Raw genomic sequence first — 24,698 nt, forward strand, 5'->3', positions numbered from 1 at the left:
CGGACATGCGTCGACGTCGATCTCATGTGCTCTGGCTGGGGGTGCCCTACCTGCTGTATCTCGGGGCGCTGCCCTTCGTGAACAAGGTGCGGCCCGTGGTCTTCGGGCTGCCCTTCCTCTTCCTCTGGCTGCTGATCGCGACGCTGGTCACTCCACTCGCCATCTGGTTCACCTGGAGGGGCGACAAGAGGGGGAGCGCCCGATGAGCAACGCCGGTGTCGCCACGTCCATCTTCGGTGTCTTCATGGTGGCCACCGTCGCGCTCGGGCTCTTCGCCGTACGTGGGCGCGGGGGCGGCGGGGGCGGGCTCGCCGAGTGGTCCGTCGGTGGGCGGAGCCTTGGGACCGGGTTCATCTGGCTGCTCATGGCGGGCGAGAGCTACACCAGTTTCAGCTATCTGGGTGCCGCGGGCTGGGGCTACAACTACGGCGCCCCGGTCCTCTATGTGGTCGCCTACCTGTCGTGCGGCTACGCCGTGGGATATGTGGTCGGGCCCATGTTGTGGGACTACGCGAGAAGGCACGGGCTTGTGGGGATCACCGACATGGTGGCCCACCGGTACGGGCGGCCCTGGGTCGGGGCGCTCGTCGCACTGCTCGCCACCGTCTTTCTCCTGCCGTACATCCAGTTGCAGATCACCGGCATGGGCGTGGTCGTCTCGACCATCTCGTACGGTGCCGTCTCGCTCAACTGGGCTTATTTCATTGCCTTTGCCGTGACCACCGGGTTCGTGGTCGTCAGCGGGCTGCGCGGCAGCGCCTGGGTGTCCGTGCTCAAGGACGTGCTCGTCATCGCGACCCTGGCCTTCCTCGCGATCTATGTGCCGCTGCACTACTTCGGCGGGTACGGAGATTTCCTCGACCGGGTCGTGAGCGAGAAGAGCGACTGGCTTACGTTGCCGGGACACGGCGGGGCGTTCGGGGAGGCGTGGTTCGCCACCACGTCTGTTCTCAACTCCCTCACCGTTGTTATTTTTCCGACCACTGTCGCTGGTTACCTCGGGGCGCGCAGTGCCGATGCCCTGCGGCGCAACGCCATGCTGCTGCCCGCCTACAACGTGCTGCTCTTCGTTCCCATGCTGCTCGGCATGGCGGCGGTCTTCGTCGTGCCGGGGCTTGCCGGGGCCGACTCCAACCTGGCGCTGTTCAAGCTCGTCGTCGACTCGCTGCCCGCCTGGGTCGTCGGGGTCGTCGGGGTGGCCGCGGCGCTCTCCTCGATCGTGCCGATGGCGGTGTTCATGCTGGTCATCGGCACGATGTGGGGGCGCAGTGTGCTCGCGCTCGTGCCCCGGCTCCGGGAGCGGCAGAAGGGCGCGTCGCAGGTCGTGGTGGTCGTCGCGGGCGCGCTCGCCCTGCTCATGACGTACACCGTGCCCAACACTCTCGTACGGCTCTCGCTCATCTCGTACGAGGGGATGGCGCAGCTTCTGCCGCTGCTGCTTCTGGGGCTTGTGTGGCGGAAGTTGACCCTGGTGGGCGGGCTCGCGGGGCTTGCCGTCGGGGTCGGGGTGGTGTGCGGGTTCGTGTTCACCGATCACGATCCGGTGTGGGGGGTCAACGCCGGGATCATCGCGCTCGGTCTCAACCTCCTTGTCACGTTCGCCCTTTCGTACCTCGGGCCCAAGGAGGCGCCGGTCGAGGGCGACGTCCTGGCTCGCGATCCGATCCACGACGAGGAACCCGCGACCGTACGGGCGTGAAGCCCGCGAGCCACGGGTCTGGAGCCCGCCTCCCTGCGGGCGCGAGCGACCTCAGCGGCGTGAGCGCAGGGCCATCGTGAGTGCGGCCGCAGCCACGGCCAGGGCCGCCGACACCGCGATCACCGTGTCCGGGCCCGCCGGCGCCACCGCGATCGTGAGGGCGACACCCGCCGACGAACCGATGTAGCGGGCCGTGTTGTTGGCGCCCGAGCCCATGGCCGCGCGCTCGGCCGGGACCGATTCGACGGCGAGGCGAGGGAGCGCGGCGTTCAGGAGGCCGCTGCCGATGCCCGCGACCAGGAGGCCGGGGAGCAGGCGGAGCAGCGGGCCGGAGGTGAGGGCGCCGAGCATCGCGAGGACTCCGGCCGCGTGCAGGACGAAGCCGATGGCGAGCTGGTGGCGGGCGGCGACGCGGCCCGCCAGGCGCCTGGCCTGGAGCGCCACCACGAACGCGGTGCCGGACCACAGGACGAACAGCCAGGCGGTATTCATCGGCGAGGTGCCGAGCAACTGGCTGAGCAGGGCGGGCAGATAGCTGAAGAAGCCGATCACCGACAGGCCGGTGAACAGGGCGCCCGCCGAGGAGGCGAGGAAGTCGGCGCGGCGGAACAGCGCCAGGTCGATCATGGGGGTGGCGGCCCGGCGCTCCACGTACACGAAGGCGGCCGTCAGGGCGGCGGAGGCGAGCAGCAGCGCGAGCACGGCCGGGCGCAGCCAGCCGTCGCGGCCCAGGGTCAGGGCGCCGATCAGGGTGGTGAACGCGAGGCCCAGCGTGAGCGCGGCCGGGACGTCCGGGCGGCCGCCGCGCGGGGCCCGCGACTCGGTCAGGGCGCGCAGCGCGAACCCGGCGGTGACCAGTGCCGGGACGGCCAGAACTCCATACACCAGGCGCCAGTTGAGGGTGGCCAGGCTGCCCGCGAGGAGGGGGCCGAGGGCTATGCCGCCGCTGACGAAGGCGCCCCACACTCCGGTGGCGCGGATACGTGCGGGGCCCACAGGGAAGGCCGCGACCAGCAGGCCCAGGCTGCTCGCGAGGATGGCGGCGGACGCCATGCCCTGGGCGACGCGGGCGAGGGTGAAGGTCAGGGTGGTGGGAGCGAGTGCGCCGAGCGCCATGGTGAGACCGAGGGCGAGGGTGCCGGCCAGGAAGACGCGGCGGCGGCCGTGGTCGTCGGCGAGGCTGCCCGCGATCAGGAGGAGCGCGGCGAGGCCGAGCGGGGCGCCGTTGAGCAGCCAGGCCTGGGCGGAGAGCGCGGTGTGGAAGGACGCGGTCATGCCGGGCAGCGTGAGCATCGGGGCGGTGTAGTTCATCAGCGCGACGGCGGTGGCGGCGCTGGTCACGGCGAGCGTGGCGCCGGGCCGGCCGCCGGTCCCGGGGACCTGGGCGGGCGTCGTGGTGGTGCGTACTGCCTGCGTCATGGCTTCCCTCGGAGGCGCGCGTCGGAGACCTTGTCCAGCTCTGGTTCAGTGAATGAACCTTCCCTGTGTCCGACCTTAGCATCGAAGGTTCGTTCAGTGAACCTACCCGGTAGACTCGGACGCATGGCTCTCGGCAAGGACTACGACTACGCCGCGCAGGAGTGCTCCATCGCCCGCGCGCTGGAGATCGTCGGCGAGCGCTGGACGCTGCTCGTCGTGCGGGACGCGCTCTACGGGGTGCGCCGCTACAACGACTTCCTGGTCCATCTCAAGATCCCCCGGGCCGTGCTCGCCGCCCGCCTCCAGTCCCTCACCGAGGCCGGGGTCCTGGAGAAGCGCCGCTATCAGGAGTCGCCGCCGCGCGACGAGTACGTGCCGACGGAGCTGGGGCGGGCGCTGTGGCCGGCGCTGCGGGCGCTCGGGCTCTGGGGGCGGGCCTTCAACCCGAACGCGCGGCCGATGCGGACCTTCCACCACGCCGATTGCGGGACCGAGCTCGGGTCGTACGGGGAGTGCCGGGCGTGCGGGCGGGCGATCGACCCCGAGGACGTCGAGATGCGGCCCGGCCCCGGGCTCGGCCCGGCCGAGGACCCGGTGAGCCGCGCGCTGCGAGCACCCCGGCGACTCCTTCAGCCCCTCGAAAATCAGCCGCAGTGACGTGATTCGCTCTGATGGAGACCCCCGCCAAAGGGTCGTGTATAACGGCTGGAGGGAAATCCGCGGCACAGGAGTGCCTGCGACCGAGCGACTGCGATCGAGCGAGGGAGGGCAGCATGGGCGGCGTACTGACGCGTTCCGCACGGGTTGCCCGGCCGCTGCTCGGCCTCTTCCTCTTCCTGCTGGCCCAGGCCGTCCTCATCGAGGGCGGCATGCTCTCGGCCGCCGTCGCGCTCGCCGCGACCGCGGCCGCCGGCTCCGCGCTCGCCGTGTGCGCGACGCTCGCCTCGCGCGCGGTGCCGCAGGTGGCCCGCACCAGGGTGCGTACCGCGATCCGCGACCGGGAACGGCGCACCGCCTTCCTGCCGCAGCGCGACCCCGACGCCTCCGGGCGGCCCCGGCCCCGAGCGCCCGGGGCCCTCGTCCCGACGGCCGCGTAGGGGCACCCTCGTAACGCTCTGCTCCTCCCGGCTCGTCACGCCGACATGCACGTCACGCACGTGCGCTCCCATGTCATTGCTGTGTCGCAGCATTCCTGACGAGACGCCCCGGAGGGCTTCCTCATGTTCACGTCGCTTTTCAGTGCTTTCGCGAGCCTCGCCGAGCACCTCGCGAGCCTGCTCGAACCGGTCTTCCACGGTGCTTCGACGGCTGCCGCGATCGTGCTTTTCACCGCTCTTGTACGTCTCGCCGTGCACCCGCTGTCGCGGCAGGCGGCGCGGGGTCAGAAGGCGCAGGCCAAGTTGCGGCCGCAGATGGCGGCGCTGCGCGAGAAGCACGGCAAGGACAGCAAGGCACTCCAGAAAGCGGTCATGGAGCTGCATGCCGCCGAGAAGGTGTCGCCGCTGTCGGGCTGCCTGCCCAGCCTGCTCCAGATGCCCGCGTTCTTCCTGCTCTACCACCTGTTCTCCAGCACGGAGATCGGCGGCGAGGCGAACGCCCTGCTCGACCACACGCTCTTCGCCGCCCCGCTCGGCGGGAACTGGACGGCCGCGCTCGCGCACGGCGGGATGTTCGGGGCGCGGGGCCTGGTCTACCTCGTGCTGTTCGCGATCGTCGCGGCCGTGGCCACCTTCAACTACCGGCGGACGAAGCGGCAGATGGCGGCCACGCCGATGCCCGTCGCCGCGCCGGGCGGGCAGGACGCGGTGCCGGGCATGGCGGCCATGAGCAAGTTCATGCCGCTGCTGTCCTTCGCCACGCTGTTCACGGTCGCGGTGGTGCCGCTCGCCGCCGCGCTGTACGTCGTGACCAGCACCACCTGGACCGCCGTCGAGCGGGCCTTCCTCTACAAGGACATGCTGCCCGCGCCGGCCGCCCTGGCGACCGCCGCATAGCACCCCGGACCTTGGTTACGGTCCAGTTTGTGAACGGGGTCTTGCGGAGTGGACGTCTTCCTTGGAGGATCGGACGATCCTCCGATGGCCGCTACCCATCGGCCGGGCCCGGCTCGACCAAGGGAGACTGACCATGAAGCTGCTGCGTGCAGGCAACGCCGGCGAAGAGCGTCCGGCGCTGCTCGATGCCGACGGGACCCTGCGGGACCTGTCCGGCCTGGTGGCGGACATCGACGGCGAGCTGCTCGCCGACGAGTTCGCCCTGGACCGGATCCGGGCCGCGGCCGACACCGGTGTGCTGCCCGCACTCGACGACGCCGGGGTTCGCATCGGGCCGCCGGTGGCGCGGATCGGCAAGGTCGTGTGCATCGGGCTGAACTACCACGACCACGCCGAGGAGACCGGGGCCGCGATTCCGGCCGAGCCGGTCGTCTTCTTCAAGGCGGCGGACACGGTGACCGGGCCGAACGACACGGTGCTCGTACCGCGCAAGTCGGTCAAGACCGACTGGGAGGTCGAGCTCGCCGTCGTCATCGGGCGCACCGCGCGCTACATCGGCGACGACGAGGACCCGCTGGCGTACGTCGCCGGGTACGCGGTCTCGCACGACGTGTCCGAGCGGGAGTTCCAGATCGAGCGCGGCGGCACGTGGGACAAGGGCAAGAACTGCGAGACGTTCAACCCGCTCGGCCCGTGGCTGGTCACCCGGGACGAGATCCCCGACCCGCAGGCCCTCTCGCTCAAGCTCTGGGTCAACGGGGAGCTCAAGCAGGACGGCTCGACGGCGCAGCAGATCTTCCCCGTGACGGAGGTCGTCCGCTACGTCAGCCAGTTCATGACGCTGTACCCGGGGGACGTCATCAACACGGGAACACCGGCGGGGGTGGCGATGGGCCAGCCCGAACCGAAGCCGTATCTGCGGGCGGGGGATGTCGTAGAACTGGAGATCGAGGGAGTGGGACGGCAACGGCAGGCCCTGAAAGACGCTTAGGCTGGAACCCTTAAGGAGGGCACGATGACCGTTGCGCAGTCCGAATGACGCTTGAGGAGTTCGAAGCGTTCGATGCCGCGGCGCCGGAGGGCTACCACGTTGAGCTGATCAACGGGAGGCTGCTGGTGACGTCGGCGCCGGACGGTGACCATGACGAGAACGTCATGTTCATCGGGGACCAGGTACGGGCACGCCGTCCCGAGCTGCACATGTACCAGGAGCGAGGCCTGGCTGTGCCCGCCTATCGCGCCGGGCGAGCGCGCGTCGACGGCGTGGTCGCCCCGCTCGGGTACTTCCGAGGACAGCCGTCCTGGTCGGACCCTGCGGGCGTCCTCATGGTCGTCGAGGTGACGTCCGGGCGCGAGCAGGACGCCGAGGTCGACCGGGTCGACAAGCGCGACGCCTACGCTCAGGCCGGGCTCCCGGTCTACCTGCTCGTCGACCGCCATCGCGGCGAGGCCGTCGTCCGCTGGGACCCGGAGGGCGGCGCCTACCGGCTCTCGGCGACGGCCGCCTTCGGCGCCAAATTGGCCCTCCCCGAGCCGTTCGGTTTCGACCTCGACACCTCCGAGCTCGCCTGACGGCTCAGTCGGCCGGTGCGGCTCCGCGTCCCCGCACCGGCCTCAGCCCTGCTTGAGCCTCCACAGCGCCTCCACCACCAGCGCGTGATCCTCCGCCTGGGGCAGCCCCGACACCGTGACCGTGCCCACGACTCCGACGCCCTCCACCGTCACCGGGTACGAACCCCCGTGCGCGGCAAAGGAGTCGGCATCCAGGCGGGACGACTCCTCGAACGTCGTGCCCTTGGCGCGGAAGCGGGCGCCGACCAGGAACGACGGGGCCGCGTAGCGTTCGGCGACGCGGCGCTTGCGGTCGATCCAGGCGTCGTTGTCGGCGCTGGAACCCGGCAGCGCGCAGCGGAACACCTGCCGTGCCCCGTGCCGTACATCGATCGCGACCGGGGCTTCGCGCTCCACGGCCAGGGTGCGCAGCAGCACGCCCAGCTCCCAGGCGTCCTCGTACGTGAAGTGCCGTAGTACCAGGCGTCGTTGTTCCGATTCCAGGGCGGCCACACTGTCCGCCGCCGGGGCGCCCTCCCCCGCCTCGCGGTGTGCCGCGGTGTCCCGGGCCCTCACAGTGCCAGCTCCACCGTCACGCCCTCGCGGGCCGAGCGGCGGGCCGCTTCCAGGACATCCAGGGCCGCCGCCGCCTCGTGCGCGGTGACCGGGGGTTCGCCGCCCTCACGAAGGGCCTTCGCGATCGCCGCGTAGTACGCCGGGTAGTCGCCCGGGATCGTCTGGAGGGGGCGGCCGCCGCCCGTCTGAGGGGATTCGCCCGAGCCGACCCGGCCCCACATCGACTCCGGTTCCACGCCCCAGGGCTCGTCCGCCGAAGGACGCCTGCCCTCGCGCAGGGCCGCCTCCTGCGGGTCGAGGCCGTACTTCACGAAGCCCGCCGACGAGCCCAACACCCGCAGGCGCGGGCCGAGTTGGGCGGTCGTCGCGCTGACGTAGAGGTGGGAGCGGACGCCGCTCGCGTGCGTGATCGCGATGAAGGTGTCGTCGTCGGCCTGGGCGCCGGGGCGGCGCACGTCGGCCTCCGCGTAGACGCGCAGCGCCGGGCCGAACAGGACGAGCGCCTGGTCGACGACATGGCTGCCCAGGTCGTAAAGGAGCCCGCCGATCTCGTTCGGGTCGCCCGACTCGCGCCAGCCGCCCTTGGGCTGCGGCCGCCACCGCTCGAAGCGGGACTCGAAGCGCTGGATCTCGCCGAGCTCGCCGTCCGCGAGCAGTGCCTGGAGGGTCAGGAAGTCGTTGTCCCAGCGGCGGTTGTGGAAGACCGAGAGCAGCAGGCCGCGCTCCTCGGCGAGGGACGCCAGGTCGCGGGCCTCGGCCGCGGTGCCGGCGAGCGGCTTGTCCACGACGACCGGCAGGCCCGCCTTGAGCGCGTCGGTCGCGATCGGGACGTGCGTCTTGTTCGGCGAGGCGATCACGACCAGGTCGAGGCCGGCGTCGTACAACTCCTCGGGGGAGTTCGCGACGCGCAGGTTCTCGCCGTGTTCGGCGCGGGCCTGCGCCTGGCGCTCGGGGTTGGAGGTGACGACCGTGTCGAGGACGAGGCCGTCGGTCGCGGCGATCAGCGGGGCGTGGAAGACGGAGCCCGCCAGGCCGTAGCCCACGAGTCCCACGCGGAGGCCGTCGGTCTGGGGAGCGTTCATGGGATCCTTCATGCCATCCACTTAAGCAACGCTGTTGCCAAAGTGCAAGCAAGAGGGACAATGGGTCGGTGAACAGGAGCAATACGGGTGCGAATCTGCCGGCGCTGCGCAACCACAACGCCGCGCTGGTCCTCGACCTGCTGCGGGCCGCGGGCGAGGCCGGCATCAGCAGGCTGGAGCTCGCCGAGCGCACCGGGCTCACCCCGCAGGCCGTCAGCAAGATCACCGCGCGGCTGCGGGACGAGGGCACGGCCACCGAGGCGGGCCGCCGCGCCTCCACCGGGGGCAAGCCGCGCACCGTGCTCAAGCTGGTGCCGTCCGCCGCGCACGCCATCGGCCTGCACCTGGACCGCGACGAGCTGACCGCGGTCCTCGTCGACCTCGCGGGCACCCTGGTCGGCGCCAGGACCGTACCGCTGGACCTCGGCGCCGAGCCGTCGTGCGTGGTGGAGGCGGCGGCCGCCGAGGCGGAGGCGCTGACCGGCGGGCGGCGCGTGCTCGGCGTCGGCGTCGCCATGCCGGGCCCGCTCGACCACGACAGCGGGGTGCTGCACCGCGTCACCGGCTTCCCGCACTGGAACGGCTTCCCGCTGCGCGACGCGCTCGCCGAGCGGCTCGGCCGGAAGGTCTTCCTGGACAAGGACACCAACGCCGCCGCCCTCGGCCTCGCCCTGCGCGCCGGCACCCGGGCGGGCTCGTTCGCCTACCTCCACCTCGGTACGGGACTCGGCGCGGGGCTCGTGCTCGGCGGGGCGCTGCACCGCGGCGCCCGTACGGGAGCGGGCGAGTTCGGGCACCAGACGATCCTGCTCGGCGGGCCGGCGTGCGGCTGCGGCGGGCGTGGCTGCATCGAGGCGCTGTGCCTGGCTTCGGTCGCCCGCGGGGACATCGCGGCCGCGGCCCGCTTCCTCGGGGTGGGCGCGGCCAACCTCGTCGGGCTGCTCGACATCGACGAGATCCTGCTCGGCGGCCGCACGGTGACCGCCGACCAGGACACGTTCGTACGGGGTGTGGCCGCGGTCGTCGAGGAACGCGCCCGGCGCGGCGGCGCCCCCGAGGTCCCGGTCCGCCCGGCCGCGGGCGGCCCGCACGCGGTGGCGGAGGGCGCGGCCCAGCTGGTCCTGGTGCCGGTCTTCGGCCGGGCGAACGTGGCGTACCCGCAGGCATAGGGCCGATGCGCCCCGCGAGAACACACCCGTCCGGAACGCCCATAGGAAGGCCCGATATTGGGCTGATAGGGCGGTCTTCCCCGGCGTGTCCCGGCGTGCCCGGGCGGGGTGCGTGAGGCGGGGAGCGGACGCGTGGCAGGCTCGCGGGCCACGGCCGGGTCCGACCGACCGGGAGGCGCCGACTCCGGACGGGCGGCGGCCCCGAGCCCCGAACGCCCCGAGCAGCAAAGGCCCCTCATGCGACTGCGCACTGCCCTCGTCACCGCAGTGGCCGCCGCCACCATCGCCCCGCTCGCGGGGGTGGCCGCGGCCGACGACGGCGGCGGGCTCCCGTCGGGCCGGCACAATGTCGCGCCGCTCAAGCCGGTCGTCACCGCGATGCCCGTCGACCCGCCGCTCAACGTGAAACTGCCCTTCTGCGCGGGCCGGACCGGCTCCGCGTTCCCGCTGGACACGAAGATCCACGGCGGGCCCGCCGAGTACCACCCCGGCGGCGCGAGCCAGTCCTGGTCCCTCGACCTCACCAACACCTCGCACGAGGACTGCGACAGCATCCACCCCGTCCTCGTCCTGGTCGACCGGGACCGCACCCTCAAGAACGACCGGATCCGGATGGAGTTCGACGACCCGGCCACCGGCCGCAAGCACTCCGTGGCGTTCCTCAAGACCGACGAGGACGAGCACATCGGCGTCTTCGACGACGGCTTCCCCGGCTTCGTCATCGGCGCGGGCAAGACGCTCACCGTGCCGGTGCGGCTCGGCTTCACCGACGACGCCGTGCCCGACCGGATCACCGCCAACGCCGCGATCGTGCAGCGCCGCGGCACCAACGGCCAGTGGGTGGGGGAGTCCGCCGACTACCGCTTCGACATCGTCGCCGAGGGCGACCTGCTGCACCAGATCGACACCGAGCTCGCCGAGACCGGCCGGGGCAGCGCGCTCGCCCGCCTCGGCCTGGTCTCCGCCGTACTCCTCCTCGCGGGCGGCGCCCTGGTGACCGCGCCGCGGCGGTTCCGCATCCGGCGCCGCCACTGAGCAGGGCGGCGACCCCGGCTGTTCACGTGCTCATGCGAGCATCGCCCCTGTGGAAAACCCGAACGACGCCCTCGACGACTCCTTGAGCTCGCTGAGCGACACCCCGTACGACTCCCTGACCGGCTATCCCGAGAATCAGGCTCCCGGCGCCCCCATCCGCTCCGGCATCCCGGAGCACGGGCGCATCCCGAAGTACTACGCCGTCAAGGCCCAAGTCGCCCTGCTGATCGACGAGTTGGGGGAGGGGGACCTGCTGCCGACCGAGCGCGACCTGGCGCTGCGCTACGAAGTCGCCCGGGAAACCGTACGCCAGGCGCTGCGCGAGCTGCTCCTCGAAGGGAGGCTGCGCCGCCAGGGCCGGGGCACGGTGGTGGCCGGCGCCAAGCTGGAACAGCCCCTCTCGCTGGCCAGCTACACCGAGGGCGTGCGCCGCCAGGGCCGTACGCCCGGACGTCACCTCATCACCCTCGAACGTTTCCCCTGCCCGCCCGCGCTCGCCGCCGAGACCGGGCTCGAACGGGGTGAGCCGGTCTGGCACATGGAGCGCGTGCTGCTCGCCGACGACGAGCGGATGGGTCTGGAGAGCACGTACGCGGCGGTGGCCCGGATGCCCGACCTGGACAGGGAGTTCACGCCGGACTCCTCCTTCTACGCCTACCTGCGCGATCGGCTCGGCGTCACGCTCGGGGACGTCGACGAGCGCATCGAAACGGTGTTGGCCACGCCTCGGGAGGCCCTGCTGATCGGCACCCCGCCGGCGCTGCCGATGCTGCTGATCCACCGGGTCTCGCGGGACGCGGAGGGCCGCCCCCTGGAGCGGGTTCGCACCTTGTACCGGGGTGACCGGTTCTCCTTCACGACCCACCTGGGTCGGTAGCGCGCGGCTGGGGGCAGGGGCGTTTTGCGCAGTTCCCCGCGCCCCTGGCGGGGTTGCTCCTGGCGGGGCGCACCCCCAGAAAGGTTGGGGGGCTGCGGGCGAATGATTACGAGAGCATAACGGGTCTAGGCCAAGCTTGGGGGGTCGTTCACCGTCCCGTTGCCGGATGGACCGGCGCGGGACACCCTCCCCGAGCACCGTTGCCGCCGTGAGAGTCATCGTCGTTGGAGCCGGCGTGGTGGGAACCATGCACGCCTGGCACGCAGTGGAACGCGGCCACGAGGTCGTACACATCGAGCGCGAGAGCGAGGCGCGCGGAGCCTCGCTCCGCAACTTCGGCCAGATATGGGTCAGCGGCCGCGCGGGCGGCGAGGAGCTGGACACCGCGCTCCGCGCCCGCGAACTCTGGGAGGGGATCGGCGAGCGCATCCCCGGCCTCGGGTTCCGGCCGAACGGCTCGCTGACCCCGCTGCGCACCGACCTCGAACTCGCCGTCGCCGAGGCCGCGTTGGGGCGCGAGGACGCCGCCGCCCGCGGTTACAAGCTCCTCGGCGCCGACGAGGCCCGCGCTCTCAACCCCGCCCTGCGCGGCGCGTTCTCCACCGCCCTGTGGTGCGAGCGCGACGCCGCCGTCGAACCCCGTACCGCTCAACTCGCGCTGAAGGCAGCCCTGTTGGCGTCCGGACGGTATACGTACCTCGGGGGGCGGGAAGTCCGCGAGGTCCTCGGCGACAACGCCGTCCGGGACGATCACGGTGACGTGCACCGCGGTGACGTCGTCGTCCTCTGTACGGGGGCCTGGCTCGGCGGCCTCGTGCGGGAGCTCGTGCCCGACCTGCCCGTGCGCCGCGTACGGCTCCAGATGATGCAGACCGCCCCGCTCGGCGAGCCGCTCACCACCTCCGTCGCCGACGCCGACAGCTTCCGCTACTACCCCGCCTACGCGAGCGAGGCCCTCGACGCGCTCAACGCCGGGCAGGCGCAGGACCCCACCGCCGCCGCGCACAAGATGCAGCTCCTCATGGTGCAGCGCAAGGACGGCGGGCTGACCATCGGCGACACCCACGAGTACGAGCACCCCTTCGCCTTCGACGTCCTGGAGGAGCCGTACGAGCACCTCGTCCGGGTCGTCGAGTCCTTCCTGGGCCGGCCGCTCCCCAAGATCCAGCGCCGCTGGGCCGGGGTCTACGCCCAGTGCACCGACACCTCGCGCGTCGTGCACCGCCAGCAGGTGCGGGACGGGGTGTGGCTGGTGGCCGGACCCGGCGGACGCGGCATGACGTGCTCCCCGGCCATCGCCGAGAAGACCGCGAACGAGCTGGGCTGGTAAGGGAGTTGACCGCCATGAAGGCGTCCACCACGAAGGTGACCACAGTGAACGCGTACAACCTGGTCGTGCTCGACATGGCTGGCACCACCGTCGCCGACGGCGGACTCGTCGAGCGGGCTTTCGCGAGCGCCGCCGGGCGGCTCGGCGTCGAGCAGGGCTCGGCCGAGCACGCCACCATGCTCGACTACGTCCGCGCCACCATGGGCGAGTCCAAGATCTCCGTCTTCCGCCACCTCTTCGGCGACGAGGCCAAGGCCCAGACCGCGAACACCGCCTTCGAGGAGGCGTACGCGACGCTCGTCGACGGCGGGCTCATCGAGCCGGTCCCGGGCGCCCGCGAGGCCATCGAGCAGCTCAAGGCGCAGGGCCGCACCGTGGTCCTCTCCACCGGTTTCGCCCGCGTCACCCAGGACGCGATCCTCAAGGCCCTCGGCTGGCAGGACCTCGTCCCGCTCACGCTGTGCCCGGCCGACGCCGGGGGCCGCGGCCGCCCGTACCCCGACATGGTGCTCAGCGCGTTCCTGCGTACCGGCGCGGTCGACTCGGTCCGCGACATCGCGGTGGCCGGCGACACCTCGTACGACATGCTCAGCGGCGTACGGTCCGGAGCGGGCGTCGTCGCGGGTGTGCTGACCGGCGCCCACGGGAACGAGGCCCTTGCCGGGGCGGGCGCCACTCATGTCCTCGGCTCGATCGCCGAACTCCCGGATCTGATGGGCGAGTTGGAGGCAGGGAAGTGAGCGGCGCGGCCCCGCCCGGAGCCGTGCGCAGCGGCATCCGCTTCGACGGCGTCACCGTCGCCTACCACGGCAACGTCGTCCTCGACTCGCTCGACCTCACCGTCGAACCCGGCGAGGTCATGGCCCTGCTCGGGCCCTCCGGCTCCGGCAAGACCACCGCGCTGCGCGCCGTCGCCGGGTTCGTCCAGCCGGTGCGGGGGCGGGTGTTCATCGGCGAGCGCGACGTGACCCACCTGCCGCCCCACCGGCGCGGCATCGGCATGGTCGTCCAGCAGTACGCGCTCTTCCCGCACATGCGGGTCGAGGACAACGTGGCGTTCGGGCTCAAGGCGCAGAAGGCGGCCAAGGGGCAGATCCCCGGGCGGGTCGCCGAGGCGCTGGCCATGACCGGGATGGACGCCTACGCCAAGCGCTATCCGCGCGAGCTCTCCGGAGGGCAGCAGCAGCGCGTCGCCATCGCCCGCGCGCTCGCCATCCGTCCCGACGTGCTCCTGCTCGACGAGCCGCTCTCCGCGCTCGACGCACAGCTGCGCTCGGGGATGCTGACCGAACTGGCCCGGCTGCACCGGGAGTTGCCCGACGTCTCCATCCTGTACGTCACCCACGACCAGGTCGAGGCGCTCACCCTGGCCGACCGCATCGCCGTCATGGACCGGGCGCGGCTCCAGGACTGCGGGAGCCCGCAGGACCTGTACCGGCGGCCGCGTACGGAGTTCACGGCGTCGTTCGTGGGCAACGCGAACCTGCTTCCGGTGCGGGTGGGGGCGGGGTCGGTGCTGTTCGGGGACACCGAGCTCTCCGTCGCCACGGAGGAGGCGGCCTGGGGGGCGATGGCCACGCTGTGCGTGCGGCCGCACCTGGTCGGGCTCGGGCCGGGGCCCAATGCGCTGCGCGGGAAGATCGCGGAGGTGCAGTGGCGGGGGTCGACGCATCGGCTGTACGTCGATGTGGCCGGCCATCGCGTGAAGGCCGACGTCCGCGAACTCCGGGTCACCCCGGCGCTGGGGGACGAGGTCACCCTGCACTTCGCCCGCGAGGACGCGGTGCTGCTCTCCGCAGGGGTGTCGGATGGCTAGCGCGGGGCGGGGGAAGCCGGCCGGGGACCCGGCACCGGGGGCTGTGCCCACCCTCCCCCGGGGCCTTGAGGGCCAGGGAGGGACCCCCAACGCCCTGCGGAACGACTGCCCACAGCGGGGCAAGGGGAAGCAAGTGCCCACCTGGGTATGGGCATTGCCCCCGGTGGCCGTACTGGCCGCCGTCTTTCTCTACCCCCTCGCTCTCGTCGTCCGGCAGTCCGTCTCTCCCGACTCAGGTGGCACCTCCCTTCAGCCCTACGCCGACGTATTCGCCTCCTCCGCGTTTCGGGAGGCGCTCACCACCACCGTCTGGCTCTCGGCCGGGGCGACCGTCGGGTGCCTCGTGCTCGGGTTCGTGCTCGCGCTCGTCATCGCGTTCGTGCCGTTTCCCGGAGGGAAGGCCGTCGCCAGGTTCATCGACGTGTTCCTCTCCTTCCCCTCCTTCCTGATCACCCTCGCGCTGCTGTTCATCTACGGCACCGTCGGCATGGCCAACGGGCTGTGGACGGATGCCACCGGCGCGCACAGCGGGCCCTTCCAGTTTCTGACCACGCCCTGGGGAGTGCTGCTCGCGGAGATCACGTACTTCACGCCCTTCGTGATGCGCCCGCTGCTCGCCGCGTTCTCCCAACTGGACACCGCCCAGCTGGAAGTGGCGTCCTCGCTGGGCGCGCGGCCGGCCAGGATCGTACGGCGGGTGATCCTGCCCGAGGCGCTGCCCGCGCTCGCGGCGGGCGGCTCGCTGGTTCTGGTGATGTGCCTGAACGAGTTCGGGATCGTGCTGTTCACCGGCGCCAAGGGCGTCACCACGCTCCCCATGCTCGTCTACAGCAAGGCGATCCTGGAGTCCGACTACCCGGCCGCCTGTGTCGTCGCCGTCGTCAACATCGCTATTTCCGTGGGCCTTTACGGCCTCTACCGGGTGGTGAGCCGTCGTGTTGGTGCATAGCCGGGGTGGCCGCTGGGCCACGTGCATCGTCTTCTTCGTCCTGTTCCTGCCGGTCTTCGCGCTGCCGCTGCTCGTCATTGTCGCCGCGTCGTTCGCGACGAACTGGTCGAGCGCCCTTCCGTCCGGGTTCACCACCGGCAACTACGGTGCGGCGACCACCGGGGACTCCCTCCAGGCGCTCACGACCAGCCTGATCACCGCGCTTGCGGCCAGCGTCCTCGCGCTGACCGTCGGCTCGTGGGCAGCCCTCGCCGCGGCCGCCCTGAAGAAGGGCGGACGGCGGTTCATGGACGCCCTGTTCGTGCTGCCGGTCGCCGTGCCGTCGGTGGTCGTCGGGCTCGCGATCCTCGTCGCGTTCTCCAAGCCGCCGGTGCTGCTCAACGGAACGCGCTGGATCGTGATCCTCGCGCACACCGTTCTTGTCATGGCGTTTGCCTACCAGTCGGTTTCGGCTGCCATCCTGCGTCTGGACCCGATGTACGAACAGGCCGCCGCCAGTCTGGGCGCGCGGCCGCACCTGGTCCTGTGGCGGGTGAAGCTGCCGCTTCTGCTGCCGTCCCTGACGGCCGCCGCAGGCCTCTGCTTCGCCCTGTCGATGGGCGAGTTGAGCGCCACCATGATGCTCTACCCGCCGGACTGGACCCCGCTGCCGGTGCAGATCTTCGCGGCCACCGACCGCGGCTCCCTCTTCACCGGCGCGGCCGTCGCCGTGGTGCTCATGGGGACCACGCTGCTCGTCCTGCTCGCCGTCTCCCGCATCCGTACCAAAGCCTCCTTCCGCTGACCAGGAACCTCAGGAGTTCGAAGCGCCATGCACAGAAACAGCCCCCGGGCCCTCAAGCCGATCGCCGCCGTCGCCGGCAGCCTCGTCCTCGCCGCCACCCTGTCCGCCTGCGGCGGCGACTCCTCCGCCGACTCCGGCGCGAAGACCGTCACCGTCTACAGCGCCGACGGCCTCAAGGGGGAGAAGGGCGACGGCTGGTACGACAAGGTCTTCAAGGACTTCGAGGCGAAGACCGGCATCAAGGTCAAGTACGTCGAGGGCGGCTCCGGCGAGATGGTGCAGCGCGCCGTCCGCGAGAAGTCCAACACCCAGGCCGACGTGCTCGTCACCCTGCCGCCGTTCATCCAGCAGGCCCAGGACAAGGGGCTGCTCCAGAAGTACGTACCGGCCGGCGCAGAGAAGGTCGACGGCGGCGCCAAGTCGCCCGACGGCATGTGGACCTCGGTCGTCAACAACTACTTCGGGTTCATCTACAACAAGAAGGACCTGAAGGAGGCCCCCAAGAACTGGGAGGACCTCCTCGACGCCAAGTACAAGAACAAGATCCAGTACTCCACGCCGGGCGTCGCGGGCGACGGCACCGCCCTCGTCATCAAGGCCATGCACGACTTCGGCGGCAAGGAGGCCGCGATGGAGTACCTGCGCAAGCTCCAGGCCAACAACGTCGGCCCGTCCGCCTCCACCGGCAAGCTCGCGCCCAAGGTCGACAAGGGCGAGCTCCTCGCCGCCAACGGCGACGTGCAGATGAATTACGCCCAGGCCAAGACCATGCCCAACCTCGGCATCTGGTTCCCGGGCACCGCGAGCGGCACCAAGCCGTCCTCCTTCGGACTGCCGTACGCGGCCGGCCTGGTCAGCAAGGCCCCGCACAGCGCCAACGGCAAGAAGCTCCTCGACTACCTGCTCAGCGAGGAGGCGCAGAAGGAGGTCAGCGAGATCGGCGGCGGCTTCTCGGCCCGCACCGACATCAAGGCCACCGACGCCAACGCGGTCGCGCTCGGCAAGCTGATGCAGGGCGTCGACGTCTTCCAGCCCGACTGGATGGACATCTCCAAGAACCTGCCGGCGTACGTGGACGCGTGGAAGTCCGCCACCGGAAGCTGAACGGTCCCGGATCCGGACGGTCCCGGAATCCCAACGGACCCGGAAACCGAACGGTCCGGACGGTGATCGACCAGGTCGGGATCGGCGGATCCTGACTAGGCTGGGGGCGTCGGCAACGCACAGCGCGGTGCGCCGGCGTCCCCAGCTCATCGCTCAGCAGCGCGCGAAGACCGCGCAGAACGCAGGAGTCCGCACCCATGGCAGAGCGCAAGCCGATCGAATCCTGGCTCACCGACATGGACGGTGTCCTCATCCACGAGGGCACTCCCATCCCTGGTGCGGACGCCTTCCTCAAGACGCTCAAGGAGTCGGGCCGCCCCTTCCTCGTCCTCACCAACAACTCGATCTACACCCCGCGCGACCTGCACGCCCGCCTGATGCGCATGGGCCTGGACGTGCCGGTGGAGAACATCTGGACCTCGGCGCTCGCCACCGCGAAGTTCCTCGACGACCAGCGCCCCGGCGGCACCGCGTACGTCATCGGCGAGGCCGGCCTGACCACCGCGCTGCACGACATCGGGTACGTCCTGACCGACCACGAGCCGGACTACGTCGTCCTGGGCGAGACCCGTACGTACAGCTTCGAGGCGCTCACCAAGGCGATCCGGCTGATCAACGCCGGGGCCCGGTTCATCTGCACCAACCCGGACGAGACCGGACCGAGCCAGGAGGGCCCGCTGCCCGCCACCGGAGCGGTCGCGGCCCTGATCACGAAGGCGACCGGCAAGAAGCCGTACTTCGCGGGCAAGCCCAACCCGCTGATGATGCGCACCGGCCTGAACGCGATCGGCGCGCACTCCGAGACCAGCGCCATGATCGGCGACCGGATGGACACCGACGTGCTGGCCGGCCTCGAAGCGGGCATGCAGACGTTCCTGGTCCTGACCGGGCTGACCCGGCCTCAGGACGTCGAGTCGTACCCCTTCCGCCCTTCGAAGATCGTCGACTCGATCGCGGACCTGGTGAAACTGATCTGACCCGTCCGGGCGGATGGTGCCGCCGTCCGGCTCAGCCGCCACGCCCTCGGGGTGCGGAATGCGGGCTCGCACGAGAATCTCGGTTGCAAGGAGGTTCACGATGCGCATCCGTACCATCACATTCTGTGCGGCCATGGCGGCCGCCGCCCTGACCGTGCTGCCCGCGTCCCCCGCGGTGGCCGAGTCCGAGCCGCACGGATCGGTGCGGGTGAGCCCGGGCACCATCGCTCCCGGCGGGGAGGTGGATCTGCGGGTCGGCGTGTGCAGCGGCCGGGAGGCGATCGGCACCTCCGAGGCCTTCGTGTCGGAGGTCCGCTTCCACCCCGCAAGCGACGGTGGTCTGTTCGCCCGGGGCCGGATCCGTATGGACGCGCAGGACCGCGACTACGACATCTGGGTCCACTGCAACGACAGCTCCGGCAGGGCGAGCGGCCGCCTCACCGTGGTCCGCGGAGACCGCGACCGGGACCGGGACCGGGACCGGGATCACGACCGCGACCACTCCCACGCCACCCCGTTCCGGCCCGTGCACGCGGGCGGCGGCGGTGCGGCGACGCAGGTCGCGGCCGAGGCCAAGGAGCAGGGCCCCGGCACCCGGCACGCGGTGATCGGCCTCGCGCTCGCGGCCGTCGCGGCGGTCGCCGTGGCGTCCCGCAGCGTGCGGCGCCGGCGCGGCGGCGGCGACTGAGATGTCCTCGGCACGGGGCAGCGGGCGGTCGGTCACCGGCCTCGCCTGGGCCGTGCTGCTGCTCGGCCTGTGGCTGTGGGGCCGCGACGCCTCCGGCGGCTCCGGCAGTACGTCGGCGCCCACCACGGGAGACATCGCGGCGGTGGGCCGCCCGCTCGGCGTGCCGCTGCCGCCCGCGCACGAACCGCTGGGGGGCGCACCGCCGCAGCGCGTGGAGATCCCTTCCATAGGCGTCGCCGCGCCGGTCGTGCCGCGCGGCCTGGACGCCGACGGCGCGGTCGACCCGCCGCCGTACGACCGGCCCGGTACCGTCGGGTGGTTCGGCAGCGGGTTCCGGCCCGGCGAGGCGGGCGCGGCTCTCCTGGTCGGGCACGTGGACACCAAGAGCAAGCCGGCCGTCTTCTACGGCCTGAGCGCGGTCCGCGCGGGCCAGCACATCGAGGTGACCCGTGCCGACGGCTCGGTCGCCGAGTTCACCATCGACGACATCCAGGTCTTCCCGCGCAGCCACTTCGACGCGGCGAAGGCGTACGGACCCCGGCAGCGCGGGCGCGCCGAGCTGCGCCTGATCACCTGCGGCGGAACGTACGACCAGCGGACGAAGGCCTACACCGCGAACGTGGTGGTCTCGGCCTATCTGACCGACGCGAGGGACGCGGCCCCTTCGAAGCCGCCGAAGCACTGAGCGCCCCGCGCGGGAGGCCGGGCCCCGGCCCCGCACGGCCGCCGGGCACCTGGCCCGGCCGACGGCCCGCTCCCCCCGGAGCCGCCGGCCGGGCTGGTCCTCGACCGCCGGTGCACGGGCTGCGGGAGAAGCCCGGCACCGCCGCGGGAGGTTCGGGGCCTGTGTCCGAACGCAGGCTGCCAGAGCGGTCGGGAGCTTGTGAGGTGACCGGGGCGGGGGTCGACGCCCCCACTCTAGAGCCGACGTCCGCCCCCGGCCTAGGTCCAGTTAACGCCAAGTCCCTCTGCCGACACGCTGAGTTGGGAGTCAGTGGGGGTGACAGGCCCGAGATGCGTTCCAGCTACAACTGGCCCTGGGCGCACGGCAGTTGGGGACGTGTCGGCCTGAGGGCCTGTGTGCTGGTCGCCGCGGTGACTCTCCTGGCCGCGGGCTGCGGCGGCTCCCGCAAGGTGCCGATCCCGAGCGCGACTCCTTCCCGGGTGCCCAAACTCCCGTCTGCCACAGGGGGATTCTGGGTGAACCCGGACACCGGCGCGGCCCGCCAGCTGGCCGCGTACGCGAAGGCCGGTGACGCCGCGAAGGCCGCGCTGATCAGGAAGATCGCCGAGCAGCCGGTGGGCGAGTGGATCGCCGGGAGCGATCCGCAGGCCAGGGTGCGCGGATACACCGAGGCCGCCGCCAAGGCCGGCCGCACGGCGCTGCTCGTCCTCTACAACATCCCGCACCGCGACTGCGGCCAGTTCTCCAAGGGCGGCGCCCCCGACGACGAGACCTATCGCGCCTGGGTCGACGAGGTGGCCCGAGGCATCGCGGACCGGCCCGCCACGGTCGTCCTCGAACCGGACGCGGTCGTGCACCTCGTCGACGGCTGCACCCCGAACGCGCTCCACGAGGCGCGGTACGCGCTCCTGAAGGGCGCCGTCGAGCGGCTCAAGCGGCAGCCGGCCACCAAGGTGTACGTGGACGCGGGCAACGCGGGGTGGCGATCGCCCGACGCCCTGGACGAGCCGCTGCGGCGCGCGGGCATCGAGAGCGCCGACGGGTTCGCGGTGAACGTCTCCAACTTCCAGACCACACGGGCGAGCCGGGAGTTCGGGGAGCGTCTGTCGGCGAAGGTCGGCGGCAAGCACTTCGTGATCGACACGAGCCGCAACGGCAACGGCCCCTATACACAGGGCGACCCCGCCGAGAACTGGTGCAACCCGCCGGGCCGGGCGCTCGGCGAGCGCCCTACGACGGACACGGGGGGCGGCCCGGTCGACGCCTACGTCTGGGTGAAGCGCCCCGGAGAGTCGGACGGCCCGTGCCGGGGCGGCCCCCGGGCGGGCGAGTGGTGGCCGGAATACGCCCTGGGCCTGGCGAGCAACTCGCGCTGAGCGATCCGGCGGGCGGCGGGAGCGGGGCGCGGGCAGCCGCACCGGGCTCCGGGAACGACCGAGGCCCCCTCGCGCTGGGCGAGGGGGCCTCGGTGGTGCGTGCGCCGCCAGGGACTCGAACCCCGGACCCGCTGATTAAGAGTCAGCTGCTCTAACCAACTGAGCTAGCGGCGCCTGCTGACTCGGAAAACTTTACCGGACTCCAGAGGGTGGTTTTGACCAGCGCCACGCTGTCAGATGTTCGTTTTATCCCTTTCGTTCCGTCAAACTGCCACTCATTATGACAATCGCGACACAGCTGTCCGTGCGGAAGTGCGGAAAAAATCTTCGAAGTCTTCGAGAGCGGAACGAGCGGGAGGGGGAGCGGATGAAGGCCAGTGCACCGGGGCCGGTGTTCGAGGACTACGAGCCCGCGGGGGAGTGCGGGTGCCCCGGCTGCGCGGACCGGCGGCGACTGCGGCTGCTCCCGGTGCGCGACGGCGGCCACCCCGCGGCGAGCGGCGGCGCCCGGCGCGCGCTGGTCGCGGCCACCGCGGCCTCGGTGGTGATCGGCGGCTCGGGAGTGGCCGCCGCCGTCCCCGTCCCGCTGCCCGGCGGAACCGGCACCAACATGGCCGCCGACCCCGGGCCGCCCACCGAGCAGGGCGGCCCGAGCGGGCTGCACGGCGCGCCCGGCCAGCCCGCGCACGGGCCCGTCAAGCTGCGCCCGATCTCCCGGGCCGAGATCATCAACCGGGCCAAGACCTGGGTCGCCGCATCGGTCCCGTACAACATGGAGGCTTACTGGACGGACGGCTACCGGCAGGACTGTTCCGGCTATGTGTCGATGGCCTGGAACCTCGGCACCAACGAGTGGACGGGGAGCCTGGACGAGTTCGCCGTGCGGACCACGCGCAACGCGCTCCAGCCCGGCGACATCCTGCTCTTCCACAACCCGAGCAACCCCAGCAAGGGGTCGCACGTCGTGATCTTCGGTGGCTGGACGGACCACACGCACAACTACTACATGGCCTACGAACAGACACCGCCCGGCACCCGCAAGCAGGCCACCCCATACGCGTACTGGAAGAACTCGGCCAAGTACGTGCCCTTCAGGTACAAGTCGCTGGCCGCCGGCGGTGGTGGCGGGGCGGCCGTCGCGGAGACCGGCACGCAGACCGGTACGGAGCTGCAGAGCCTGGCGTTCCCGGGCGCCGCGAAGTTCGGGCCCGGGGCCGACAACAGCTATGTCACACGGCTCGGCCAGATGCTGGTGCTGCGCGGCGGAAGCCGTTTCTACAGCGAGGGGCCGGGGCCGCGCTGGACCTCGTCCGACCTGAACGCGACCCGCGCCTTCCAGGAGGCCCAGGGCTGGTCCGGCGCCGAAGCCGACGGGATCCCGGGGCCACAGACCTGGGCGCTGCTCGTGCAGGGCGGCGGCAAGGACATCGCTCCCGCGGAGGGCCAGGCCCCCGCCAAGCCTCAGGCCCCGGCGAAGCCCCCGGCCTCGGTTCCGGCTCCGGTCCCGGTTCCGGCCAAGCCCGAAGTCCCGGCCAAGCCCGAAGTCCCGGCCAAGCCCCAGGCTCCGGCCCAGGACTCGGTGTCGGTTCCGGCGCAGGCGCAGGCCCCGGTTCCGGCTCCTGTTGCCGTTCCAGTTCCAGTTTCAGTTCCAGTTCCGGCGCAGGCGTCGACCCCGGCTCCGGCGCAGGCCTCGAACACGGCCCCGGCAGAGGCTTCGGCCCTGGTCCCGGCACCGGTTACGGCCTCGGCTCCGGGCGGTTCGCAGGCGATGCGGCCCGCGTACCCCGGCAGGCGCTACTTCCGGCGGGGCCAGGACAGTCCGTACGTCACCCAGCTCGGCCGGCAGCTCGTGAAGAAGGGGTTCGGCAAGTACTACACCGAGGGGCCCGGGCCGCGGTGGAGCGAGGAGGACCGGCGCAACGTCGAGGCGTTCCAGCGGGCCCAGGGCTGGTCCGGCGCGGAGGCCGACGGCTACCCCGGCCCCGAGACCTGGCGGCGGCTCTTCGCATGACGGCGGCACGGCACGACGTAGTGACGACAGCACGGCGGGACGGCTCGAAGGAATGACGGCAGCACCGCACGACGGCAAGCACGGCACGACGTAATGACAGCAGCACCGCACGACGGCAAGCACGGCACGACGTAATGACAGCAGCAACGCACGACGGAATGACCGCATCACCGCAGCACGGCATGACGGAGGGAACGACGAGCATGCAGACCCCTACCCCGACCCCGCCCGACGGCGCCGAACCGCCCCGGACGCCCGCCATCGCGATGCCGGGTGCCGGGCGCCGGGTGACCGTGATCAGCGGTGAGAACGCCGCCGCGATCCCGCTCCACCTGCTGTTCCGCGACGGCACCCGGTCCAACCCGGTCGTCCCCGCAGCGGATGGGGCCGTACCCCGCCCGGTCGCGAGGCCGCCGAGGCAGGCGGGCCCGCGCACCATCGTCGAGGCCCCGGCCAGGCCCGCGCCCCCGGTCGATCCGGGCATCGCGGAGCGGCCGGGCCCGACGCTGCCCGGCGGGGCGGCCGTCGCCGCCGGGACCCTCGCGCTCGCGGGCTGCGCGGCGCTGATCTGGCGGACCGGCGCCCTGCCCCCGTCGTCGGCCGCGCTGCTGCGGCTGCCCTCGTACCCGTACCACGGGATCGGCCTCGGACAGTGGATGCTGCTTGCCCTCGGGGTGGCCGTGGCGGTGCTCGCCTTCGGCGGGCTCGGGCGGGGGCGCGTCGGGTACGCCTGGGTGCTCTCGCTGTTCGGCGACTACCGGGGGACCGTGCGGCGCACCGGCCTGGTGTGGATGAGCCCGCTGCTCCTGCGCCGCCGGGTCGACCTGCGGCTGCGGCACTGGCGCAGCGAGCCGATGGCCGCCGTCGACGCGAACGGGACCGCGCTGCGGGTGGTGGTGCTGGTGGTGTGGCGCGTCCGGGACACAGCGCGGGCCGCGCTCGCCGTCGCCGACCACGAGAGGTATCTGCGCCAGCAGGTGGAGGCGGCGCTGGCCCGGGTCCTCTCGCAGCTCCCGGCCGACGCCTTCCACGAGGACGCGCCCACCCTGCGCAACGCGGAGGCCGTCGGCGACGCGCTGACCCGCCTGCTGAAGTCGGAGGTGGAGCCGGTCGGCATCGAGCTGTACTCGGCGCAGCCGACCCACATCGAGTACGCGCCCGAGGTCGCGGCGGCCATGCGCAGGCAGCGGGTCGCGGCGATCGACGCCCGTCACCGGGACGCGGTGCTGACCTCGGTGGTGGACGCGGTCGAGGACACCGTGCACCGGCTGACCTCGCGGGGTCTTGTGGAGCTCGACGACTACGAGCGCAAGGCCCTGGTGAAGGACCTGACGGTGGCGTTCTACACGGGGCGGGGGACGGGGGAGGGCGCCTGAGGGCACACCGGGGACACCGGGCCGGGCGCACCGGGGGCGCCGGGACCACCTGGGGGTGCCGGGGATGACAAGGGGGTGATTCTGATGCGGCGCTTGGCCTGGACACGTCCAACTCCCGTCAATAGTCTGGGAGTTGGTCTAGACCGGAACATGAGATACCGCACGCGTGCAGCTCCATCCAAGGAACTCCCCCACGTTCT

At 71.9% G+C, this 24,698-nt stretch carries 24 protein-coding genes, 1 tRNA gene and 1 pseudogene; 22 read left to right on the top strand and 4 right to left on the bottom strand.

The annotated features are described in order from the left end of the window. Positions 1–5 precede the first annotated feature (5 nt). A complete protein-coding gene (locus IE206_RS26655) occupies positions 6–206 on the top strand; it encodes a DUF3311 domain-containing protein (RefSeq protein WP_189966310.1) in 201 nt (66 codons plus the stop codon). Continuing rightward, the gene (locus IE206_RS26660; RefSeq protein ID WP_189966312.1) at positions 203–1,699 is read left to right on the top strand and encodes a sodium:solute symporter family protein; all 1,497 of its coding nucleotides are present in this window, start codon (positions 203–205) and stop codon (positions 1,697–1,699) included. The genes IE206_RS26655 and IE206_RS26660 overlap by 4 nt, the downstream gene beginning before the upstream one ends. Before the next feature lie 51 nt (positions 1,700–1,750). Here IE206_RS26660 and IE206_RS26665 read toward each other — a convergent pair whose 3' ends face one another. After that, positions 1,751–3,118, bottom strand: coding sequence for an MFS transporter (locus tag IE206_RS26665; protein WP_189966314.1), 1,368 nt, complete (start codon positions 3,116–3,118; stop codon positions 1,751–1,753). A 123-nt stretch (positions 3,119–3,241) separates the two neighbouring features. On the opposite strand from IE206_RS26665, the gene IE206_RS26670 reads away from it, so the two are divergent. The 5 genes from IE206_RS26670 to IE206_RS26690 all read left to right on the top strand — a co-directional run bounded on the left by IE206_RS26670 (position 3,242) and on the right by IE206_RS26690 (position 6,684). After that, positions 3,242–3,775, top strand: a complete 534-nt coding sequence (locus tag IE206_RS26670) for a winged helix-turn-helix transcriptional regulator (protein WP_189966316.1) — start codon at positions 3,242–3,244, stop codon at positions 3,773–3,775. Between the two features lie 116 nt (positions 3,776–3,891). Beyond that, the gene (locus tag IE206_RS26675; RefSeq protein ID WP_189966318.1) at positions 3,892–4,215 is read left to right on the top strand and encodes a DUF6412 domain-containing protein; all 324 of its coding nucleotides are present in this window, start codon (positions 3,892–3,894) and stop codon (positions 4,213–4,215) included. A 123-nt stretch (positions 4,216–4,338) separates the two neighbouring features. After that, on the top strand, positions 4,339–5,112 hold the full coding sequence (locus tag IE206_RS26680) for a YidC/Oxa1 family membrane protein insertase (RefSeq protein WP_189966320.1): 774 nt from the start codon (positions 4,339–4,341) through the stop codon (positions 5,110–5,112). A 133-nt stretch (positions 5,113–5,245) separates the two neighbouring features. Next, entirely contained in the window at positions 5,246–6,103 is an 858-nt protein-coding gene (locus IE206_RS26685) for a fumarylacetoacetate hydrolase family protein (RefSeq protein ID WP_189966323.1), read from the top strand. Between the two features lie 44 nt (positions 6,104–6,147). Then, entirely contained in the window at positions 6,148–6,684 is a 537-nt protein-coding gene (locus IE206_RS26690; RefSeq protein WP_189966325.1) for a Uma2 family endonuclease, read from the top strand. Positions 6,685–6,726: 42 nt separating this feature from the next. Here the strand turns inward: IE206_RS26690 and IE206_RS26695 are convergent, their stop codons facing one another. Both IE206_RS26695 and IE206_RS26700 read right to left on the bottom strand, forming a co-directional pair. Beyond that, entirely contained in the window at positions 6,727–7,176 is a 450-nt protein-coding gene (locus IE206_RS26695) for a heme-degrading domain-containing protein (protein ID WP_226598944.1), read from the bottom strand. A gap of 59 nt (positions 7,177–7,235) precedes the next feature. After that, complete coding sequence (locus tag IE206_RS26700; RefSeq protein ID WP_189966329.1) at positions 7,236–8,321, bottom strand: Gfo/Idh/MocA family oxidoreductase; 1,086 nt, start codon at positions 8,319–8,321, stop codon at positions 7,236–7,238. 68 nt (positions 8,322–8,389) lie between these two features. Between IE206_RS26700 and IE206_RS26705 the strand changes: the two genes are divergently transcribed. The 13 genes from IE206_RS26705 (at position 8,390) to IE206_RS26765 (ending at position 21,111) form a co-directional block, all read left to right on the top strand. Then, on the top strand, positions 8,390–9,490 hold the full coding sequence (locus tag IE206_RS26705; protein WP_189966331.1) for an ROK family transcriptional regulator: 1,101 nt from the start codon (positions 8,390–8,392) through the stop codon (positions 9,488–9,490). A gap of 237 nt (positions 9,491–9,727) precedes the next feature. Next, positions 9,728–10,525, top strand: a complete 798-nt coding sequence (locus IE206_RS26710; RefSeq protein ID WP_189966333.1) for a hypothetical protein — start codon at positions 9,728–9,730, stop codon at positions 10,523–10,525. Positions 10,526–10,640: 115 nt separating this feature from the next. After that, positions 10,641–11,402 carry a GntR family transcriptional regulator gene (locus IE206_RS26715; RefSeq protein WP_189966409.1) on the top strand — a complete coding sequence of 254 codons (762 nt, stop codon included), beginning with the start codon at positions 10,641–10,643 and terminating at the stop codon, positions 11,400–11,402. 208 nt (positions 11,403–11,610) lie between these two features. Then, entirely contained in the window at positions 11,611–12,732 is a 1,122-nt protein-coding gene (locus IE206_RS26720; protein WP_189966336.1) for a TIGR03364 family FAD-dependent oxidoreductase, read from the top strand. Positions 12,733–12,746: 14 nt separating this feature from the next. Further along, entirely contained in the window at positions 12,747–13,472 is a 726-nt protein-coding gene (locus tag IE206_RS26725; RefSeq protein WP_189966338.1) for a phosphonatase-like hydrolase, read from the top strand. Beyond that, on the top strand, positions 13,469–14,548 hold the full coding sequence (locus IE206_RS26730; RefSeq protein ID WP_226598935.1) for an ABC transporter ATP-binding protein: 1,080 nt from the start codon (positions 13,469–13,471) through the stop codon (positions 14,546–14,548). The genes IE206_RS26725 and IE206_RS26730 overlap by 4 nt, the downstream gene beginning before the upstream one ends. After that, positions 14,541–15,497 (top strand): 2-aminoethylphosphonate ABC transporter permease subunit, encoded by a 957-nt coding sequence (locus IE206_RS26735; protein WP_373300988.1) that lies wholly within the window; start codon positions 14,541–14,543, stop codon positions 15,495–15,497. Before IE206_RS26730 ends, IE206_RS26735 begins: the two co-directional genes overlap by 8 nt. Further along, positions 15,484–16,281, top strand: a complete 798-nt coding sequence (locus tag IE206_RS26740) for an ABC transporter permease (RefSeq protein ID WP_189966340.1) — start codon at positions 15,484–15,486, stop codon at positions 16,279–16,281. Before IE206_RS26735 ends, IE206_RS26740 begins: the two co-directional genes overlap by 14 nt. 27 nt (positions 16,282–16,308) lie before the next feature. Beyond that, positions 16,309–17,385, top strand: coding sequence for a 2-aminoethylphosphonate ABC transporter substrate-binding protein (locus IE206_RS26745; protein ID WP_189966342.1), 1,077 nt, complete (start codon positions 16,309–16,311; stop codon positions 17,383–17,385). A gap of 197 nt (positions 17,386–17,582) precedes the next feature. After that, on the top strand, positions 17,583–18,362 hold the full coding sequence (locus tag IE206_RS26750) for an HAD-IIA family hydrolase (protein WP_189966344.1): 780 nt from the start codon (positions 17,583–17,585) through the stop codon (positions 18,360–18,362). A gap of 100 nt (positions 18,363–18,462) precedes the next feature. Continuing rightward, positions 18,463–19,050, top strand: a complete 588-nt coding sequence (locus IE206_RS26755) for a hypothetical protein (RefSeq protein ID WP_189966346.1) — start codon at positions 18,463–18,465, stop codon at positions 19,048–19,050. A 1-nt stretch (position 19,051) separates the two neighbouring features. Next, positions 19,052–19,735 carry a class F sortase gene (locus tag IE206_RS26760; RefSeq protein ID WP_189966348.1) on the top strand — a complete coding sequence of 228 codons (684 nt, stop codon included), beginning with the start codon at positions 19,052–19,054 and terminating at the stop codon, positions 19,733–19,735. A 329-nt stretch (positions 19,736–20,064) separates the two neighbouring features. Then, complete coding sequence (locus IE206_RS26765) at positions 20,065–21,111, top strand: glycoside hydrolase family 6 protein (RefSeq protein ID WP_189966350.1); 1,047 nt, start codon at positions 20,065–20,067, stop codon at positions 21,109–21,111. A 100-nt stretch (positions 21,112–21,211) separates the two neighbouring features. Here the strand turns inward: IE206_RS26765 and IE206_RS26770 are convergent. Next, a tRNA-Lys gene (locus IE206_RS26770) sits at positions 21,212–21,285 on the bottom strand. 193 nt (positions 21,286–21,478) lie between these two features. On the opposite strand from IE206_RS26770, the gene IE206_RS26775 reads away from it, so the two are divergent. After that, positions 21,479–23,122 carry a peptidoglycan-binding protein gene (locus IE206_RS26775; protein WP_189966352.1) on the top strand — a complete coding sequence of 548 codons (1,644 nt, stop codon included), beginning with the start codon at positions 21,479–21,481 and terminating at the stop codon, positions 23,120–23,122. 212 nt (positions 23,123–23,334) lie between these two features. Continuing rightward, a pseudogene (locus IE206_RS26780) lies at positions 23,335–24,498 on the top strand (SPFH domain-containing protein); the annotation flags it as partial. Positions 24,499–24,698 lie beyond the last annotated feature (200 nt).

It is taken from the genome of Streptomyces violascens (assembly GCF_014649955.1).
Taxonomy (GTDB): Bacteria; Actinomycetota; Actinomycetes; order Streptomycetales; family Streptomycetaceae; genus Streptomyces; species Streptomyces violascens.

Excerpts from the sequence above, each read along its gene's own strand:
- IE206_RS26765 (WP_189966350.1), top strand. The coding sequence starts at position 20,065 with ATGCGTTCCAGCTACAACTGGCCCTGGGCGCACGGCAGTTGGGGACGT.
- IE206_RS26750 (WP_189966344.1), top strand. The coding sequence starts at position 17,583 with ATGGCAGAGCGCAAGCCGATCGAATCCTGGCTCACCGACATGGACGGT.
- IE206_RS26670 (WP_189966316.1), top strand. The coding sequence starts at position 3,242 with ATGGCTCTCGGCAAGGACTACGACTACGCCGCGCAGGAGTGCTCCATC.
- IE206_RS26755 (WP_189966346.1), top strand. The coding sequence starts at position 18,463 with ATGCGCATCCGTACCATCACATTCTGTGCGGCCATGGCGGCCGCCGCC.
- IE206_RS26685 (WP_189966323.1), top strand. The coding sequence starts at position 5,246 with ATGAAGCTGCTGCGTGCAGGCAACGCCGGCGAAGAGCGTCCGGCGCTG.
- IE206_RS26735 (WP_373300988.1), top strand. The coding sequence starts at position 14,541 with ATGGCTAGCGCGGGGCGGGGGAAGCCGGCCGGGGACCCGGCACCGGGG.
- IE206_RS26675 (WP_189966318.1), top strand. The coding sequence starts at position 3,892 with ATGGGCGGCGTACTGACGCGTTCCGCACGGGTTGCCCGGCCGCTGCTC.
- IE206_RS26665 (WP_189966314.1), bottom strand. The coding sequence starts at position 3,118 with ATGACGCAGGCAGTACGCACCACCACGACGCCCGCCCAGGTCCCCGGG.
- IE206_RS26660 (WP_189966312.1), top strand. The coding sequence starts at position 203 with ATGAGCAACGCCGGTGTCGCCACGTCCATCTTCGGTGTCTTCATGGTG.
- IE206_RS26655 (WP_189966310.1), top strand. The coding sequence starts at position 6 with ATGCGTCGACGTCGATCTCATGTGCTCTGGCTGGGGGTGCCCTACCTG.
- IE206_RS26690 (WP_189966325.1), top strand. The coding sequence starts at position 6,148 with ATGACGCTTGAGGAGTTCGAAGCGTTCGATGCCGCGGCGCCGGAGGGC.
- IE206_RS26725 (WP_189966338.1), top strand. The coding sequence starts at position 12,747 with ATGAAGGCGTCCACCACGAAGGTGACCACAGTGAACGCGTACAACCTG.
- IE206_RS26745 (WP_189966342.1), top strand. The coding sequence starts at position 16,309 with ATGCACAGAAACAGCCCCCGGGCCCTCAAGCCGATCGCCGCCGTCGCC.
- IE206_RS26680 (WP_189966320.1), top strand. The coding sequence starts at position 4,339 with ATGTTCACGTCGCTTTTCAGTGCTTTCGCGAGCCTCGCCGAGCACCTC.
- IE206_RS26775 (WP_189966352.1), top strand. The coding sequence starts at position 21,479 with ATGAAGGCCAGTGCACCGGGGCCGGTGTTCGAGGACTACGAGCCCGCG.
- IE206_RS26700 (WP_189966329.1), bottom strand. The coding sequence starts at position 8,321 with ATGAACGCTCCCCAGACCGACGGCCTCCGCGTGGGACTCGTGGGCTAC.
- IE206_RS26760 (WP_189966348.1), top strand. The coding sequence starts at position 19,052 with ATGTCCTCGGCACGGGGCAGCGGGCGGTCGGTCACCGGCCTCGCCTGG.
- IE206_RS26710 (WP_189966333.1), top strand. The coding sequence starts at position 9,728 with ATGCGACTGCGCACTGCCCTCGTCACCGCAGTGGCCGCCGCCACCATC.